General features: G+C 60.6%; 17 protein-coding genes and 2 pseudogenes. 10 read left to right on the top strand and 9 right to left on the bottom strand.

All coding sequences use genetic code 11. The annotated features are described in order from the left end of the window. Positions 1–1,259, bottom strand: a 1,259-nt coding sequence (locus HGO92_RS22090) for an IS30 family transposase (protein WP_440915794.1), incomplete at its 3' end; no start/stop codon positions are given. 85 nt (positions 1,260–1,344) lie between these two features. Here HGO92_RS22090 and HGO92_RS22085 point away from each other — a divergent pair. The 3 genes and pseudogenes from HGO92_RS22085 to HGO92_RS22080 form a co-directional block, all read left to right on the top strand. After that, entirely contained in the window at positions 1,345–1,626 is a 282-nt protein-coding gene (locus HGO92_RS22085; protein WP_374153002.1) for an integrase core domain-containing protein, read from the top strand. 31 nt (positions 1,627–1,657) lie between these two features. After that, positions 1,658–1,870, top strand: a complete 213-nt coding sequence (locus HGO92_RS24385; RefSeq protein WP_277351952.1) for an ATP-binding protein — start codon at positions 1,658–1,660, stop codon at positions 1,868–1,870. After that, positions 1,867–2,136, top strand: a pseudogene (locus HGO92_RS22080) (ATP-binding protein); the annotation flags it as partial. The gene HGO92_RS24385 and the pseudogene HGO92_RS22080, both read left to right, overlap by 4 nt. Before the next feature lie 112 nt (positions 2,137–2,248). Here HGO92_RS22080 and HGO92_RS22075 read toward each other — a convergent pair. From HGO92_RS22075 to HGO92_RS22060, 4 genes are all read right to left on the bottom strand, one after another. Then, positions 2,249–3,703 carry an aldehyde dehydrogenase family protein gene (locus HGO92_RS22075; protein WP_205834947.1) on the bottom strand — a complete coding sequence of 485 codons (1,455 nt, stop codon included), beginning with the start codon at positions 3,701–3,703 and terminating at the stop codon, positions 2,249–2,251. 344 nt (positions 3,704–4,047) lie between these two features. Then, entirely contained in the window at positions 4,048–4,215 is a 168-nt protein-coding gene (locus tag HGO92_RS24785; RefSeq protein WP_169998710.1) for a class II aldolase/adducin family protein, read from the bottom strand. 94 nt (positions 4,216–4,309) lie between these two features. After that, complete coding sequence (locus HGO92_RS22065; protein ID WP_169998708.1) at positions 4,310–5,353, bottom strand: dihydrodipicolinate synthase family protein; 1,044 nt, start codon at positions 5,351–5,353, stop codon at positions 4,310–4,312. Then, positions 5,350–6,513, bottom strand: a complete 1,164-nt coding sequence (locus tag HGO92_RS22060) for a cupin domain-containing protein (RefSeq protein WP_169998706.1) — start codon at positions 6,511–6,513, stop codon at positions 5,350–5,352. Before HGO92_RS22060 ends, HGO92_RS22065 begins: the two co-directional genes overlap by 4 nt. A gap of 78 nt (positions 6,514–6,591) precedes the next feature. On the opposite strand from HGO92_RS22060, the gene HGO92_RS22055 reads away from it, so the two are divergent. Beyond that, a complete protein-coding gene (locus HGO92_RS22055; protein WP_240974880.1) occupies positions 6,592–7,068 on the top strand; it encodes a transketolase-like TK C-terminal-containing protein in 477 nt (158 codons plus the stop codon). Positions 7,069–7,115: 47 nt separating this feature from the next. On the opposite strand, the gene HGO92_RS24380 is transcribed toward HGO92_RS22055, so the two are convergent. From HGO92_RS24380 to HGO92_RS22040, 3 genes and pseudogenes are all read right to left on the bottom strand, one after another. After that, positions 7,116–7,295 carry a zinc-binding dehydrogenase gene (locus HGO92_RS24380; RefSeq protein WP_346769062.1) on the bottom strand — a complete coding sequence of 60 codons (180 nt, stop codon included), beginning with the start codon at positions 7,293–7,295 and terminating at the stop codon, positions 7,116–7,118. Further along, positions 7,264–7,521: pseudogene (locus HGO92_RS24780) on the bottom strand (zinc-binding dehydrogenase); the annotation flags it as partial. The pseudogene HGO92_RS24780 and the gene HGO92_RS24380, both read right to left, overlap by 32 nt. A 98-nt stretch (positions 7,522–7,619) precedes the next feature. After that, on the bottom strand, positions 7,620–8,021 hold the full coding sequence (locus HGO92_RS22040) for a helix-turn-helix domain-containing protein (protein WP_502305994.1): 402 nt from the start codon (positions 8,019–8,021) through the stop codon (positions 7,620–7,622). A gap of 122 nt (positions 8,022–8,143) precedes the next feature. On the opposite strand from HGO92_RS22040, the gene HGO92_RS22035 reads away from it, so the two are divergent. The 4 genes from HGO92_RS22035 (at position 8,144) to HGO92_RS22020 (ending at position 12,937) form a co-directional block, all read left to right on the top strand. Further along, a complete protein-coding gene (locus tag HGO92_RS22035) occupies positions 8,144–9,181 on the top strand; it encodes an Abi family protein (RefSeq protein WP_169998700.1) in 1,038 nt (345 codons plus the stop codon). Positions 9,182–9,991: 810 nt separating this feature from the next. Continuing rightward, the gene (locus HGO92_RS22030) at positions 9,992–11,107 is read left to right on the top strand and encodes a tyrosine-type recombinase/integrase (protein WP_169998698.1); all 1,116 of its coding nucleotides are present in this window, start codon (positions 9,992–9,994) and stop codon (positions 11,105–11,107) included. 10 nt (positions 11,108–11,117) lie between these two features. Continuing rightward, positions 11,118–11,459 (top strand): helix-turn-helix domain-containing protein, encoded by a 342-nt coding sequence (locus tag HGO92_RS22025; protein WP_169998697.1) that lies wholly within the window; start codon positions 11,118–11,120, stop codon positions 11,457–11,459. A 32-nt stretch (positions 11,460–11,491) separates the two neighbouring features. Beyond that, positions 11,492–12,937 carry a site-specific integrase gene (locus HGO92_RS22020; RefSeq protein WP_169998694.1) on the top strand — a complete coding sequence of 482 codons (1,446 nt, stop codon included), beginning with the start codon at positions 11,492–11,494 and terminating at the stop codon, positions 12,935–12,937. A 754-nt stretch (positions 12,938–13,691) separates the two neighbouring features. Here the strand turns inward: HGO92_RS22020 and HGO92_RS22015 are convergent. Beyond that, the gene (locus HGO92_RS22015) at positions 13,692–13,985 is read right to left on the bottom strand and encodes a hypothetical protein (protein ID WP_205834938.1); all 294 of its coding nucleotides are present in this window, start codon (positions 13,983–13,985) and stop codon (positions 13,692–13,694) included. Between the two features lie 73 nt (positions 13,986–14,058). Between HGO92_RS22015 and HGO92_RS22010 the strand changes: the two genes are divergently transcribed. Both HGO92_RS22010 and HGO92_RS22005 read left to right on the top strand, forming a co-directional pair. Next, on the top strand, positions 14,059–14,214 hold the full coding sequence (locus HGO92_RS22010) for a hypothetical protein (protein WP_169998692.1): 156 nt from the start codon (positions 14,059–14,061) through the stop codon (positions 14,212–14,214). Positions 14,215–14,247: 33 nt separating this feature from the next. Further along, positions 14,248–14,433: a hypothetical protein gene (locus tag HGO92_RS22005; protein ID WP_169998690.1), complete on the top strand. Its 186-nt coding sequence runs from the start codon at positions 14,248–14,250 to the stop codon at positions 14,431–14,433.

Genomic DNA, 14,433 nt, shown 5'->3' with positions numbered 1-14,433 from the left:
CGCGTCGCCCAGCAACTCAACGCCCGACCACGCAAAACCCTCGGCTGGGACACTCCCGCAGAGCAACTTCGTGATTTACTGATAGCCAGCTGACCACGGGTGTTGCATCGACCCCTAGAATCCGCCCTTACTCCGGTGTCGACGGTGAATCTGGCGTGGTCGGAGAGTTCTTTGCCGCGATCCCAAGTCACCGATTGTCGCAGTTGCTGGGGCAGTGTCGTGATCGTTTTGGCGAGGGCGTCTGCCATCGTCACCGCACCGTAGCCAGCCAGCGCGGGTCCGTTCTTCGTCCGTGGGATTACGCCGCAGCCTTCTCCGAGGGGTAGGTGGATCAGCATCGTGAACCGTGTCGTCCGCTCGACCAGCGTGCCGATCGCCGATCGTTGCAGGCCAATCACCAAGTCACCTTCCCAGTGCCCGGGAACGGCGCGATCGGCGACTTCGGGAGGGCGCTTGCTGATGAGCGTCTCCTCAGTGACATGAGCCCAGGACTGCCGCGTCGACCGAGCTCTTGGCACACGCAGTGCACGCCCCGTGCGCAGGTGCAGAACGAGTTCGCGTTTGAGCGCTCCGCGGCCCTGAACGTAAAGCGCCTGGTAAATCGCCTCATGGGAAATACGCATGGACTCATCATCCGGGAAATCAGCCTTGAGCCGGTTCGAAATCTGCTCCGGACTCCACGCCGTCACCCACTCGCGGTCACCCCGGTGCGGCTTGTTCCTGCCCTTCCACTCCGGCGCACCAGGGCCGGCGACGATACGACCGTCAGGTGCCCGGACGACACCGGCAAGCTTGTCCTGCACGTACTGATGCAGCCGCTCATTCGTTACAAGCTTGACGGTCTTCGCCCGCTGAGCGAACCGTTCTGCCTTCCATTGCGCAACAGACGCACGGTAATCGAGCTTCCCAGCGCGAGTAGCTGCGTTCCGGCGCAGTTCCCGTGAAATCGTTGACGGGCTCCGCTTCAATTCCTGGGCAATTTTCCTCACACCGGTGCCCTGCGCGTTCAACAGCGCGATCTCCTCACGTTCTTCGAACGAAAGGTACCGGCCTTTGAGCGGGGCAAGCAGGAACGTCGGCATGCCGCCACGATCCCGGAACCAGCGCGTTCCGGCCGCCTGCGACACGCCAGCCAATATCGCCGCCCGCTCGCTCGTACACCCAGTCGCGATCTCACGCCAGAACGCCCGCTCGGTGTCCCGCCTCAACGACGGCTTCCCTGGCGATTTCATGACAGGCCTGCCCGTCGCCACTTTCATCCAATCTGCTGGCCTGCCCATCGCTACCTCCAGAATCGAGGTGTTGCGACGACCGGTTGAATCCGTCTAGTACACCTCCCGGGAAATGGGCGCCCGGTGCACCGGAAACGCTGTGCGCCAGTCCTTGGGGGCCACCGGGGTGTGGTGGGATAATGCCGTGGCGGAATCGCTGTTCTCATCGCTGAAAAACGAGTTTTACCCTCACCACAGCTTCACCACGCGGCAAGACGCCAGACGGGCCACTATGCGCTACATCGAAGTGTTCTACAACCGCTGGAGGCCTCACACCAACAACGATGGTCTGCCGCCGGCGACGGCGATGGCCAACTTCACAACCAGAAACCAACAGCTTCCCGCTGCTGCCTGACCGAAAAGAAACTACCCGACTGTCTCACATCTTGACACACCTCACCACCGGCAAGACTTTCGACGTTTGGGACGAAGCGCTGTCCTCGGTGCCGGCGGCAACGACGCAGTTCCTGCGCACCCTCGAATGGGTCAAGCGGAAGGAGAACCTGATTGCCTGCGGGCCTTCCGGCACCGGCAAAACACTGCTGCTCGAAGCACTGGGGCAACAAGCGATCGACGAAGGCATGACCGAGTCCTGGTGACTCTGGAACACCTCGGCGCACTCGTGCGCCGGCACCGCATCGATGACAGCGTGAACAAAGTCATCGACCGGGCCACCAACGCCGATCTGATCTGCATCGATGACATCGGCCTGTTGTCGGTAACCGCCGACGCTGCAGAAGGGTTCTACCGCGTCGTCGATGCAGCCTACGAGAAGCGGTCCCTGGCCATCAGCTCCAACATCCACCCCGCCGGGTTCGACGAGCTCATGCCCAAGACCATCGCCACGCCCACCGTCGCCCGGCTGCTCCACCACGCCCACGTCTGCCAAACCAGCGGAGAATCCGTCAGGCTGCTGCAGCGAAAGCTGCGGAACTCACGTGATGCGCGGTTGAGCTCGTTCAAAGAGATGGCCGACGTCAGTCCAGAACCACCGTGGTCGTCCTCACCTCGGTATACGACAAGAGTTCATCGATCGACTCTTCACGGCCGACACCCGACGCTTTTGTTCCACCGAATGGTAGGCCCCAGTAGTGTCTGCTACCGCCATTGACGATCACATAGCCGGCGTCGACCTGTCGAGCCACCGTAAGCGCTCGCGTGGTGTTCGAACTCCAAACTGTCGCAGTAAGTCCGTACTCGACACCGTTCGCGATGCGCAATGCCTCGTCATCAGTCTCGAACGTCACGATCGATAGCACAGGACCGAAGATCTCGGTTTGCTCGACGAACGATCCGGGCACGACGTCAGCTAACACCGTGGGGGAGAGGAACCATCCTTCCTCTCCCAAGCCCTCGGGCCTCGCACCTCCGGTGACAATCCTGGCGCCGTCGCTCACCGCAGTGCTGATCGCGTCGACAGATTTCTGATACTGCGCCTCGGAGACGAGTGGACCCATCTGAGTCGACTCGTCGAGAGGGAGTCCGACTCGAATAGCGCGGACCAGTTCAGCGACGCGTTCCGTCAGCTGCGCAGCGACGGAACTGTGAACGAGAAGGCGGCTGGTGGACCCGCAGCTTTGACCTGCCGTCCAGGTGAAGTTCATGCCGTTGACCGCACCGTGAGCCGCCTTCTCGAGGTCGGCGTCGGCGAAGACGATCTGTGCATTCTTGCCCCCCAGCTCGAGCGAGATGTGCTTCACCCCCACCTCCGACGCGTCGCGTTGTATGGAGCGCCCTGTGGCGGTGGAGCCGATGAAGCCGATTCTCCTAATATCGGGGTGCCGAACGATCGCGCGCCCAGAGATCGAACCTCGGCCACTGATCGTGATGAGTAGGTTGGTCGGCAGTACTCCAATTGCGAGTTCCGCGAGTCGCAGCGACGAGAGGGGAGTCTGATCGGGAGCTTTCAGAAGAACCGAGTTGCCGGCGACCAGAGGCGCTGCGATCTTGGAGAGAGCAAAAAAGATCGGGTGATTGAACGCCCCGATGCGAGCAACCACGCCGAAGGGTTCGTTCGTCGTGAAATGGAGATTTTCGCTGACCGGCACGGTTCGCCCACCAAGGTCGAGGGCCATGTCTGCGAAAATGTCGATCAGTTCGAGTCCGGCTTCGACGTCTCGCCGCATCATAGCGAGAGAGAATCCGCCGTCGACTGCGTCGAGCATGGCCAGTTCCTCTGCGTGTGACTTGACGACCTCGGCGAATGTGCGGAGCTGTGCTGCTCGTTGCCGCGGTGGGAGAGCCGCCCACAACTTCTGCGCAGCCTTCGACGCAGCTACAGCACGGTCGACGTCGGCCACCGAACAGTCGGGAACCAAGGCGAGCGGCCTGCCGGTGGCTGGATTCTCGATTTCGTAGCGATCAGTGACGTCGATCGGCTCATTGTCGACAATCACGTTCCACTTATTTTGTCCGATCCACTGCTGGTTCATGCTGTCTCCTGAATCACGGGATCGAAAGTCCCTTGTGTTCGAGTGCGGCGAGGGAACCGCCACACGGTGTCGTCGTCGAAGCCGGACCCTAGATCGGGAAGGTCTTCGCGATCGCCGCCATCGATGTCGGTCGGCACCGCGCCCGCCCTTATCACGGCTAGGTGCATCTTGGCGAGAGCATCGACATTAAGAGCCTGGATAACAGCTCGTTAAACCGTTGTTCCCGCAGACGTGAGCCCATAGCCAGCCTGTAGCACCACCGTGGCTTCGCCCCTTTGAGCCAACCATGGCGGCACCGCGTTCGGGGATGCGAATAAGTGCAGAACTCTCATACACGGGGATTCCTACGGTGGCGAGATGCATTGCCGGAATATTGAGGGCCCCGATGATGGGCCGATGCGCTGGCCGACGAGAGTGATTGCCACGACGGCGGGAGGGTGCGCATGCACAACAGCACGCATCTCATGCCGACTGCGAAGCACCGCAAGGTGTAGCGGGAGCTCGTTGGGCACACTCCAGCCAGGCGGTAGCGAGTTGCTATCTCGTTCCCGTGAACTGCGCACACCAAAGCAGGAGCGATGTCGGCGCCCGGGCTCACAGCACCTGCTACACACTGTCGCTGAAGTCGACGACCGAGGTTGCGTACCCGGCACCAACGTGCTTAGGCTCCTTCGCGTACCGCGCTCTTAGTTCAGCCCACCGCCTTCCTACTTCTCTACCGCCCTCGAGATATGCTGAGGGAGCGGTCCCATACGGGTGGCGGGCCGGACCTGGCGTGATGTATCCGGCAGACTCGAACTCAGCTCGATCAATCTGGATGCTATATGGCATGAACTTGGTGATGTCGCCATCGGGAAAGAGCGGGTCGGTAGCCCAAACGATGCCATCGTGGGCGACTTGAGCGTCATCCCAAGCGCCCGCCGCTATGGCATCCCGAAGGACCAGCACGGGCTCCGGACCGCAGGCAACGTCACCGCTCCATGCCGCTGGTACCTCGCCCGGGAACGCGTTGAGCGACGTCAGCCAGTTGTCCGCGGTCGGTAACAACGGAAAGCTGCCATGCACTGCTTCGAGATCATTCTTGTATGCGTCGTTTCCCGGAAGCACACCCAGGTGTTTCGCAGCGACGATCTGCGGGAGCTTTGCCAGCTGTCCGTAAGCTTCAGACGAAATTTTTCCCTTGAACACGCCCGTATTGTCGTAGACCACGAACGCCGCATCGGGCATCGCTTCGACGAGTGCAGAGTAGTACGCAACGACTTGCTCGTCATCAAGGGGAAGCCACATCGGTCGACCTGCGAAGAGACCGTCAGCTCCGAGACTCATCAGCTTCTTGCCGCGAGAAATTGTGTCGCGGGTGTTCAACGTTGAGGCCCCGCAGAAAACCGGTATGCGATGCGCGACGGTGCTGATGACGGCATCATTGAAGGCAAGCAGCTCGTCGTAGGTGAGTGTCGCCACCTCGCCGAAGGTGCCGTTCGTCAATAAAACATCGACTCCAGAATCGACAATCAGATCCACCATGCGAACGGTCTCGTCGAGATTGACCGTGTCGACAGCTTGAGCGGAGTCTGAGCCTTGCCTCGACGGCGTCGGAACGATGCCGACAATACCGGTGATATCGGCTGCGGTGATGCCTCGAGCCGTCATAGTTCATCCTGATCGTAGAAGGCGCCAGCCCGGTAGATTGGCTTGAGTGGCGGAGTAGGGTTAACGGGCGCGGGTGTCGCGTTGAGAATCGATTCCGGTTCTTCGTAGAGCAGGCCAAAAGCCTGCAGTGCAGGAATGTCGTGCATCGAGAAGAGCTGTACCGACTCAGTCGGGGAGGCATTCACCCATCGAAAGTTAGTCCAGTTCGGAAGCGCGATGACGTCGCCGGGCACGAAGCTGATCGTCTCGTCATCGGTGACGAACGAGCCGGAGCCAGAGATAACGTAAGTGATCGCGCTGGATGAACGGCGGTGGGCCTTGCCATCGAACCCTGGGGCGAGGCGTTGCACCCAGCAGTCCATGGTGGCCATCGTCGGGCCACCAGTCACCGGATTGGCGTATCGCAGCGCCAGCCCGTCGTAAGGGTTGCCCGCGTCGAGGTCGTAGAGATTGAGGCGCGCTTTGACTTCGCTCCAGGGATAGCGCACGGGCAGTCTGCTCTCGCGACCGCGTTCCCACGTTGGACGCAGCCAGTGGCTGCGGGTTCCGATGCCTTCGCTGCTCGAAGGGCGCACGTTCTGGCTGTCGTCGCCGTAGGGCTCGTAGTAGACTGCACCGAGGGCGAAGAGAAGGCCTATGTCGAGGCCGTCGAGCCAGACAACGTCGGAGTCGCTCGGGTTGTGGTGGTCGTGCCACGAGAATCGCGGGGTGATCAGAAGATCGAAATCTTCCATGGGCAGACGCTCGCCGTCGACGGTCGTGAAAGCCTCCGGATCTCCCTTCGTAATGAATCGCACAGCGCCCATGGTGTGTCGATGCGACCAGCATACTTCGCCCGGCTTCACGAGCTGGAAGCCGGCAGAGATGGTGTGCGTGGTGGCGCTTCCGCGATCGAGGAGACCAGGGTTGACGAAGGTGAGGTGCCGCCTCGCCGTGTCGACGGGCCCGAGTGCAATGGTCGCCTCAGCGAGGGCCTTCTCGACATCGTCCCATGCCCACCGGTAAGGGATGCCTGCGGGGCGAGGCCCGCCAATGGCCCGCATCAGGTGCTCCTCCGCAATCCACTGACCGCGCAAGTACTGCCCTGCTGCCTGCTGGTCGAATGCTGCGAGTGCTTCGGCCTGAGTGGCTGCGGGGGTTTCGATATTGACTGAGTCCATAGCTGGTCTCCTTCGGCGACTCTAAGTTACTCTGTCCTCAACAATACGATTCTGCGTGCGAGAAGGCAAGAGTTCGCGATGCTTCTATTGATTTCCTTGCGGCTGTACGCAGTAGCCGGCGGATACCGGCTGACCGACCACAACCCGGCCGAGGACAGCGTCACGCTTGTCGGCGTCGGGGCAATGATGCCGGAAGTCATCGCCTCAGCCCAGCGGCTGAAGGTGCTCGGAATCACCGCCGGCGTCGTCTGCCTAACCAGCCCCGACCTGGTTTTCGAATCCCTCCAGCGCCGCAACTCACTCAACCAAGGAACCATCGGGAGCGGATTCGACATCATTGACGCCCTCTTTCCCCGGCACGCCCCCACGCCCCTCGTCACCGTCCAGGACGGACACCCCCACACCTTGTCCTTCCTGGCCGGAGCCCGCGGCGACAGAACCATCTCCCTGGGAGTGAAGGACTTCGGCCAGTCCTCTGATCTGCAGGACGCCTACCGGATCCACGGCATCGACGAAGAATCCATCGTCAATGTTGCACTAAACCTCGTCCGCTAAGGTTCTAGGAAAACGCCGGCCTCGCGGTCGTCACAGCGCGAACATCTTTAGCCAAGGCTTAGGACGAGCTTCCCAAGATGTTTTCTGGATTCGAGATGGTGGTGCGCCTCGGCGACCTCCGACAGCGGGTAGACGGAGTCGATAAGCGGGCGGATCTGGTGCTTGTCGACCAGATCGAGCATCTGCGCAAAATCATCAGGGCTTCCAAGGTTCGCCCGAGAATCGATATTGCCCGAAATAGAGGTCCGGGACTTCGGTCCTAACCGTGCTCCCGGCAGTTGAGCCCACTACGACGATCCAGCCTCCTGGTTTCAGACATCCCATGGCTTCCGCCAGGTTGGCACCGGCACCGTTGATGATGACGTCCACACCGCCTCCGGTAGCTTCGAGCACCTGCTGGACCCATTCAAGATCTGTGTAGAGAAATCCCTCGTCGACGCTGATGGCACGGGCGGCGGTGAGCTTTCAGCACTCGAAGACGTCGCCGCACACGGGCTCCTGCCGCGGCAGCGAACATAATGGCGAAAGTGGAGACCCCGGCTTTTCGGGGCCTAGGCATCCTCGTCCGGTGGCAGCACGCGGATCCGGCGGGCGCTCGGTGCGCCGGGTGCGATTCCCAGGTCTTCCGGCCTTTTTTGGGCATTGGCGGTCTTGGCGGCACGCATCTGCACGAAGGGTTCGAACAGGTCGTTGGGCGTGCATTCCAGGATGTCGCAGAGGGCCGCGAAAGTCTGGGCAGGGATGCGTTCGGGTGTTCCGGTGACGAGCCGGTGGACCTGGGCGTTGGAGAGGTTGATGCCCCGCGCTTTGAGGAGGGGGAGGAACTCGGTGGTTTTCCAGAGGTTACGTTGGGCCATCAGTTGCCGAAAGTTCCAGCGGTAACCGACGTTGCGACCGCTTGAAGCGTCACCCGACCGACCTGGCCCCGGACGCCCTTCACCTTGACGTGGCAACCCTAAACGAGGGCGTTTACCCGCTACCCGGGTAAATGTGTTACATTTTTGCCATCAGACATTGCCCCCCTCTGAGCTCCGGCTCAAGGGGGCAATTTTCATTAAGCGACATACGGTGATGCGTGGAGTATACGAAGGAATTTAAAGAGCGCGACGAGCTACTGGGACAACTCGAAGCCCGTGGCCTCGCCATTCCTGACCCCACCGCAGCGCTTAACTTCCTCACCCGTGTTGGTTACTTCCGCTCTGGCGCGTACCGGTACGTTTTCCGGCGGCTGCTTCCACCTGAAAAGATCGATGCGCGTCTGCACCAATACCGTTCCGATGACTACATAGCCGGGGCGAGCATTGAGCACGTCCTGAAGCTGGAAGCTTTCGACTTCAAGCTGGCCCGGGTCCGCCAGGAAGGCCTGCTGGACTTCGAAGTTCGCTTGAGGGCAGCCATGGCCCACACGCTCGCGGCGAAGAACGTTGCAGCCCACGCGGACAAGCAATTCCTCGAGGCGCGCAGTTGCGACCAGCTCAGCGGAGATCAATCCCTTGGCAAACGTACAAAGTTCGATGCGTGGACCACGACCTGGCGGGACGCGGTTAAGTCCGGCGCCGAAGACGAAGACTTCCTTAAGCACCACCTACTGAAGTATCCCCACCAGGACGCGCCTATCTGGGCCGTAACCGAGGTCCTCAGCTTCGGAAACCTGCCCTATCTCTTTGAGCTCATGCAGACCCCGGACGCACGCGAGGTAGCGCGCATGTTCGGGTTCGCCCACCCCAGCCGGTTTGGGGCGATGCTGCGCATGATGGTCGACTTCCGCAATGCGTGCGCGCACGGGTCCCGCCTTTTCAACCGCGCCTTCAAACGACCGATCGCGTTCGGGCAACACGACACCCACGGCGACCTTCTGACTCACCTGGTCGGCTCCGACTTCACGAACACACCCAAACCACGACAAAGGCTCTACATCTACGCCGCCGTCCTGGCGTTCATGCTCAGGTCGCGCAGCAGTGGCTCCAACTGGCATCTGACCTTCAAGACGCAGATCAAAAAGCTCGACATCGAACTTCCAGCCCCGGACGGGACCGAGCTCCTATCTCCCAACGTCAGCATGGGCTTCCCGGCTGACTGGTTGGACCTGGACTTGTGGAAGCCAAGCGCCTGACCTGTGGAGACGATTTAGTTATGGAATGGGAGTTTCTCACAGCTACTTCTACTCCCGTGACTTAAACGCCGATAAGGGATATTCCGTCAACCTGACAGGGCTCGGACAAGCTCGCTCCGGTGACATTGTCCGTTGTCAGTGAATCTGGCAGCGCTGAGGTGGGAAAATGCCAGTTCTACTGACAGCGGTCCGTCGTTTGGTTGTCATTCGATTTGGCAGTTCCGTATGTACGTAGTAGTTGCATCCTGAGTGATTTCACGGTTTGTGGGTGTCTGGTTCCAAGGTCACTCAATCCCCGCAGCGGGCGTGCTCCCGCGGTGAGTCTTCGCCCTGAGCCGCGGCTCAGGGCGGCTCGCCAGCCTCGTGGGGACGAGCAATGACGCGATCTCTTGGGGCGACCAGGGTCTGACAGCACCAAGCAAAGACACGCTGCCACATTAACTGACACAATCGCTGCCAGCCCATAAGCTGCCGTGTCTTCTGACAAATCTGCCAACTCAACTGACAACGGACAGACATGCACGCAGGCCTCCTCCCCCGGCTGTTTTTGAACGCCGATAACGTACGTTATGTCAAGCTGAAGACGGCACATTCCCGGAAAGTGCGAATAGGCCGGTCCCCCGACACCTGCCCCGTTTGGCGCGTGAATCCGGGGAACAAGGCGTAAGGACAGCCCGAAGAAGAACGCTGGATGATTCTTCGTCGACGCGGGCGGCCTGCCCAAACCGGCGTCTGACTGGGCGTTTTACTACGACGATTGACCCAATTCGCATAATATGCGAAAGTTTCGCACATGACGCAGAAGCGAATATGACGGGTTTACCGCCCGGGGTTGTCCCCCTTCATCTGGCCCAGGGCCTGCCCGTACTCCATCCCGAGGAACTCGTTTGGGAGGAGATGCTCAATGGATGGCGCAACCAGCAGCTCGGCCGAAACCTGTCCTTCACGACAATCGACCAGCGGATCGCGAACATCGAACGGTTCAGGCGGTTCGCGGAAAAGTACCCGTGGCACTGGGAGGTGAAGGACATGGATGACTTCTCCCTTGAACTTCGCGGGGTCCGCGGTGTTAGCCACTCGACGATGCTCAACTATCAGGGATCGGTCCGGCTCTTCATCGAGTATTTGACTGATTCAAGTTACGGCTGGGCTGAAGAGTGCCTGAAGCGGTTCGGAACACATCCTGCGCAAATAGCCTTCGAATGGAACACGGCAAGGCATCGCGAAGACTCTATGGGCGGTCCGAAGAAGCGCCCCTACACGCGAGAAGAATTGCAGGTGCTCTTTGACTGCGCGGACGACCACGTCGTGGCTGCCCAGCGGTCCGGCCACAAAGGCTGGGCGGCCTGGTTCAGGCTCGCAACGATGATGAAAACTGCCTATGCATGGGGCCTGAGACGCAATGAGGTCCGGCAACTGGAGCTCGCGGACTTCGGGCGCAACCCGGCCGCTAAAAGTTTCCGGGGTTTCGGCATGGTTTACGTGCGCCATGGGAAAGCCAAGGCCGGATCGCCGCCCAAGCACCGAACGGTCGTCACCGTGCCCCAAGCCGATTGGGCAGTCGACTGTCTCCGGGACTGGATCGATGACATTAGACCCCGAATCGGCTCAGCTCAGACCAACGACTACGTGTTCCCATCCGAGCGCAACGGAGCGATGACAGCTGATGCCCTCAGCCGGGCATTCACCGTCATCCGGAGAGAAGCAGGCCTCGGTGACGGCCTGGACTTCCACTCACTGCGCCGCTCCTACGTCACACACCTTGTCGAGGACGGATACGACGCGTTCTTCGTGCAGCAACAGGTCGGGCATGAACATGGCTCCACCACGTCGATCTACACTGGCGTATCCCCCGATTACCGGAACCGCGTGGTGCAGCAAGCCTTCAACCAAATGGCTGCCGAACTAGGCCAGACAGCGGAATGAGAGGCAGGGAATGAATCGGCGTATCGAATACAAATGGCGGCTCCGGGAGATCATGGCAGCCAGAGGCCTGAACAACATTTCAGACCTGCTCCCCTTGCTCACTGACCGCGGCATCACCTTGTCGGACTCACAGATATACCGGCTGGTAGGGCAGAAGCCGGAACGTATGTCATTGGCGCTGCTGGGTGCGATTACCGACGCCCTGGAATGCTCCGTCGAGGATCTCTGCCACTTCGAAGCGGTATCATCCAACAGCCGGCTTCGACGGACCGTTGGCAGCACGGCCGAGCCCATATCGCTAAATGAAACCATCCGGCCACGGCGTGCACGGGTCCGCCCCACCGACCGATGAACAGCAGTCCCCGGACCTGCACCCGCACTGGTGTGAAGTTTGCCGTGACGTGGCCGGAAGGCAGCATCTGCCGGCGCTGTCATCAGCGGATCACTCGCATCCACGGGGTCTGCCACGGCTGCGGGGAACAGCGGCTCCTGCCCGGCCTCTCCCCTTCCGGGGAGACTGTTTGCGTGGATTGCGCCCAAATTCCGGCAAACTTCCACTGCACCAGGTGTGGAGTTGAGGATGAGCCTGTCCGGACGGGTCTCTGCGCGCGTTGCTGCCTGAAAGATGACCTCGGAGATCTGCTGCGCGATGAGCACGGCGGCATCGCTGAGCATATGCTCCCGCTTTATCGGGCACTAACAACACAGGCGAACGCGCGCAGTGCCAGGGTCTGGATGATTACCAATAAGCCGGCGAAAGAGCTGCTGCGCGCCCTGGGGACCGGCTCAGCCTCCCTCACACACGAAACATTTACTCAGCACCCGACACCGGGGAAAGTTCAGCATCTGCGCAAACTAATGATGAGTCTGGAAATGATCGAGGAGCGCAACGGACGCATCGAACGGTTTGAAATCTGGCTCGACCAGAAGTTGCTGAAAGTCCCCTCCCCGAAGCACAAGCGGCTAATCGCGCAATTCGCGAGGTTCGTCCACTTGAACCGGATGCGCCATCTGGCCAGCCAGAACAGCCTCAAGGAGGGCACCCTGCTGAGCGCTCGTCAGTCCACCTCGACGGCCATCGAGTTCCTCGGGTTCTTGGACGGGCGCGGAAGGGACCCTGGTGAATGCACCCAGGAGGACATCAACGATTGGCTGGCGGGAGGGCCAACAACCCGAAGCCTCGCCCGCACGTTCGCCAGATGGGCCATGGAAGCCCGGCACATCCCTAAACTCGACTTCCCGTACCGCGTAGCCAAGACGCTTCCCCGACTTAGCCAAGACCGTCGTCTGGAGTTGATTCGCCGTGCTCTAGACGATGATGAACTTGACTCCGGCGACCGCGCTGCATGCCTACTCATGCTCCTCTTCGGCCAGCCCCTCACACGAGTCGCCGCCATGAAGATGGAGCAGTTTTTGCACTCCGACGACGGTGGATTGCAGGTCGTTTTCGGCGAGGACCCGATCGAAGTCCCAGCCGTTTTCATCCCAGCCTTCAAGGACTACCTCGCCAACCGGCCAAATACGAATACCGCCTCCAACCCAGGCTCGCCCTGGTGCTTTCCCGGATTCAGCCCGGGCGAACACATTAGCGCGAACCGCCTCATGATTCGATTGCGTGAGGCCGGAATAGATTTGCAGGGAGCAAAGAATGCAACCCTCCAGGAACTTGTCCTGTCGATGCCGCCGGCCATTGCAGCCGATGCCCTGGGCTACAGCTATCAGGTGATGGACATCCACGAACAACGCGCTGGTGCCCGCTGGAAAACGTACCCCGAACTTGTGAGATCCAAAGCAAGGACTAATCAGGGATGGCAGCCCCAGCCACCCTGACACGCGCAGGAAGCGAAGAATCCGGCCCGAAGTGATAGGAATTGGCCGGTTAGGCATATGCCGGGTTACCAGTAGAGCATCGATAGCGGGGTATTGATACTCTTAGGGTATTGTATCGGCTCGGGTGTCCTGTCTCAATCTACTAGTTGGCCACTCTCGCATTTTAGTTGGCCTCCTACGGATTCTTGGGACCTGTCTCAGTTAAGGCGGCCTCTATGGCCAAGCGCATACAGCACAGCCGCCAGTCCGAACCATTCGAGCCGGTCCGCGAACCTAAGGCGATCTGGGGAACTGGCAGACGTCGGTGCACCGCATCCGGGCCTACTGTGTCCAGCCGACGGCGCCCAAATATCCCAAGGCTAGTAATACGGAATGGCCAACTCCAATGAGACGATTTGGAGCCAGTTCGTCTCAATTTAGTTGGCCATTTCCCACGTCAGCGTGGCCAACTAAATTGAGATAGGACATCGTGCATCTTGCCACAACACCTTCGGCTGAGAATGCTGCCGCGCGAGTTCCCGTCGCCGGCCTCTGGCCTCCGAGTGGCTCTCCCAGAGCTGGCGCCCGGAGACGCGCCAGCTGGCTGATCAGTGATTTGGGCACTCGAACATATTGTCCAGACAGCCTCTGGACAATTAGGCTAATCAGCCTGGCGCGGCGAAAACCCGGGCTGCAGCCAACGCGGCCCGCCTTGCCTCGTTCGGTGGCCCCTCGCGCAGCAGCCTTGCCGGAGACACGTCGTTCAAATGAGGGTTCATGCCTTGGAACCAGGCTGAACAACCGCACGGGAATCCTTCGTCCCTATCACGGCGGCCACATCATGCGCGGTGCGCAGGCGCTGCATCACCTGGGCTGAGGGCGTCCTTTTACCTTCGGCCCACTGCCCCACCGTGCGGGTCTCCTTCACCGAGGCGATGTAGGCGACCAGTTTGGCGCCGAGCAGGTCCCGCAGGTCACGAATGAGTTCCTGGTCTGCCAGTCGGGCTTGATCCTGCCCCAGCCGGTTTCGTTCATCGTCCAGCATGTAGCCGGAATCGAAGCCATCCACGAAGCCATTATTCTGACTATGCTCGGAAGCCACAAGCCACTGGGTTCGACAGATCAAAGCGATGGGAAGAGCAATGATGAGTTCCGATGCCCTGGACGACCCGCTGCCTGATATGGAGATGACGACCAAGGAGGCTGCGGCCTACCTCAGCGGCCCCGTCGGGCACACTATCAGCACCAAGTTCATGTACAGCCTGAAGGCGATAGGCAGAGGCCCGGTTATTGAATAGCGCGGGTCGCCCCGGATCTACCGGCGGTCAGCCATGGATGCGTTCCTGCGCGAGAACGGCACTGGCACGGGAGCCTGGGCCCCTGACCTGTGGCGGGAGGTGGTCGAGCAGTTGCGTGCCATTACGGCCGCCAGCCCGGACACGAATTTCGGGCCGCTGATCGAAGAGCTGGAGAAGCAGGACCCACCCAGCGACTGGGATCCGGACCAGGCCAAGTAG

The organism is Crystallibacter degradans (assembly GCF_012952295.1).
Classification (GTDB): Bacteria; Actinomycetota; Actinomycetes; order Actinomycetales; family Micrococcaceae; genus Crystallibacter; species Crystallibacter degradans.
This window is presented reverse-complemented; position numbering and strand designations above follow the sequence as displayed.

Excerpts from the sequence above, each read along its gene's own strand:
- HGO92_RS22085 (WP_374153002.1), top strand. The coding sequence starts at position 1,345 with ATGGGCGCCCGGTGCACCGGAAACGCTGTGCGCCAGTCCTTGGGGGCC.
- HGO92_RS22075 (WP_205834947.1), bottom strand. The coding sequence starts at position 3,703 with ATGAACCAGCAGTGGATCGGACAAAATAAGTGGAACGTGATTGTCGAC.
- HGO92_RS22065 (WP_169998708.1), bottom strand. The coding sequence starts at position 5,353 with ATGACGGCTCGAGGCATCACCGCAGCCGATATCACCGGTATTGTCGGC.
- HGO92_RS22060 (WP_169998706.1), bottom strand. The coding sequence starts at position 6,513 with ATGGACTCAGTCAATATCGAAACCCCCGCAGCCACTCAGGCCGAAGCA.
- HGO92_RS22055 (WP_240974880.1), top strand. The coding sequence starts at position 6,592 with ATGCTTCTATTGATTTCCTTGCGGCTGTACGCAGTAGCCGGCGGATAC.
- HGO92_RS22030 (WP_169998698.1), top strand. The coding sequence starts at position 9,992 with ATGACGGGTTTACCGCCCGGGGTTGTCCCCCTTCATCTGGCCCAGGGC.
- HGO92_RS22025 (WP_169998697.1), top strand. The coding sequence starts at position 11,118 with ATGAATCGGCGTATCGAATACAAATGGCGGCTCCGGGAGATCATGGCA.
- HGO92_RS22010 (WP_169998692.1), top strand. The coding sequence starts at position 14,059 with ATGATGAGTTCCGATGCCCTGGACGACCCGCTGCCTGATATGGAGATG.
- HGO92_RS22005 (WP_169998690.1), top strand. The coding sequence starts at position 14,248 with ATGGATGCGTTCCTGCGCGAGAACGGCACTGGCACGGGAGCCTGGGCC.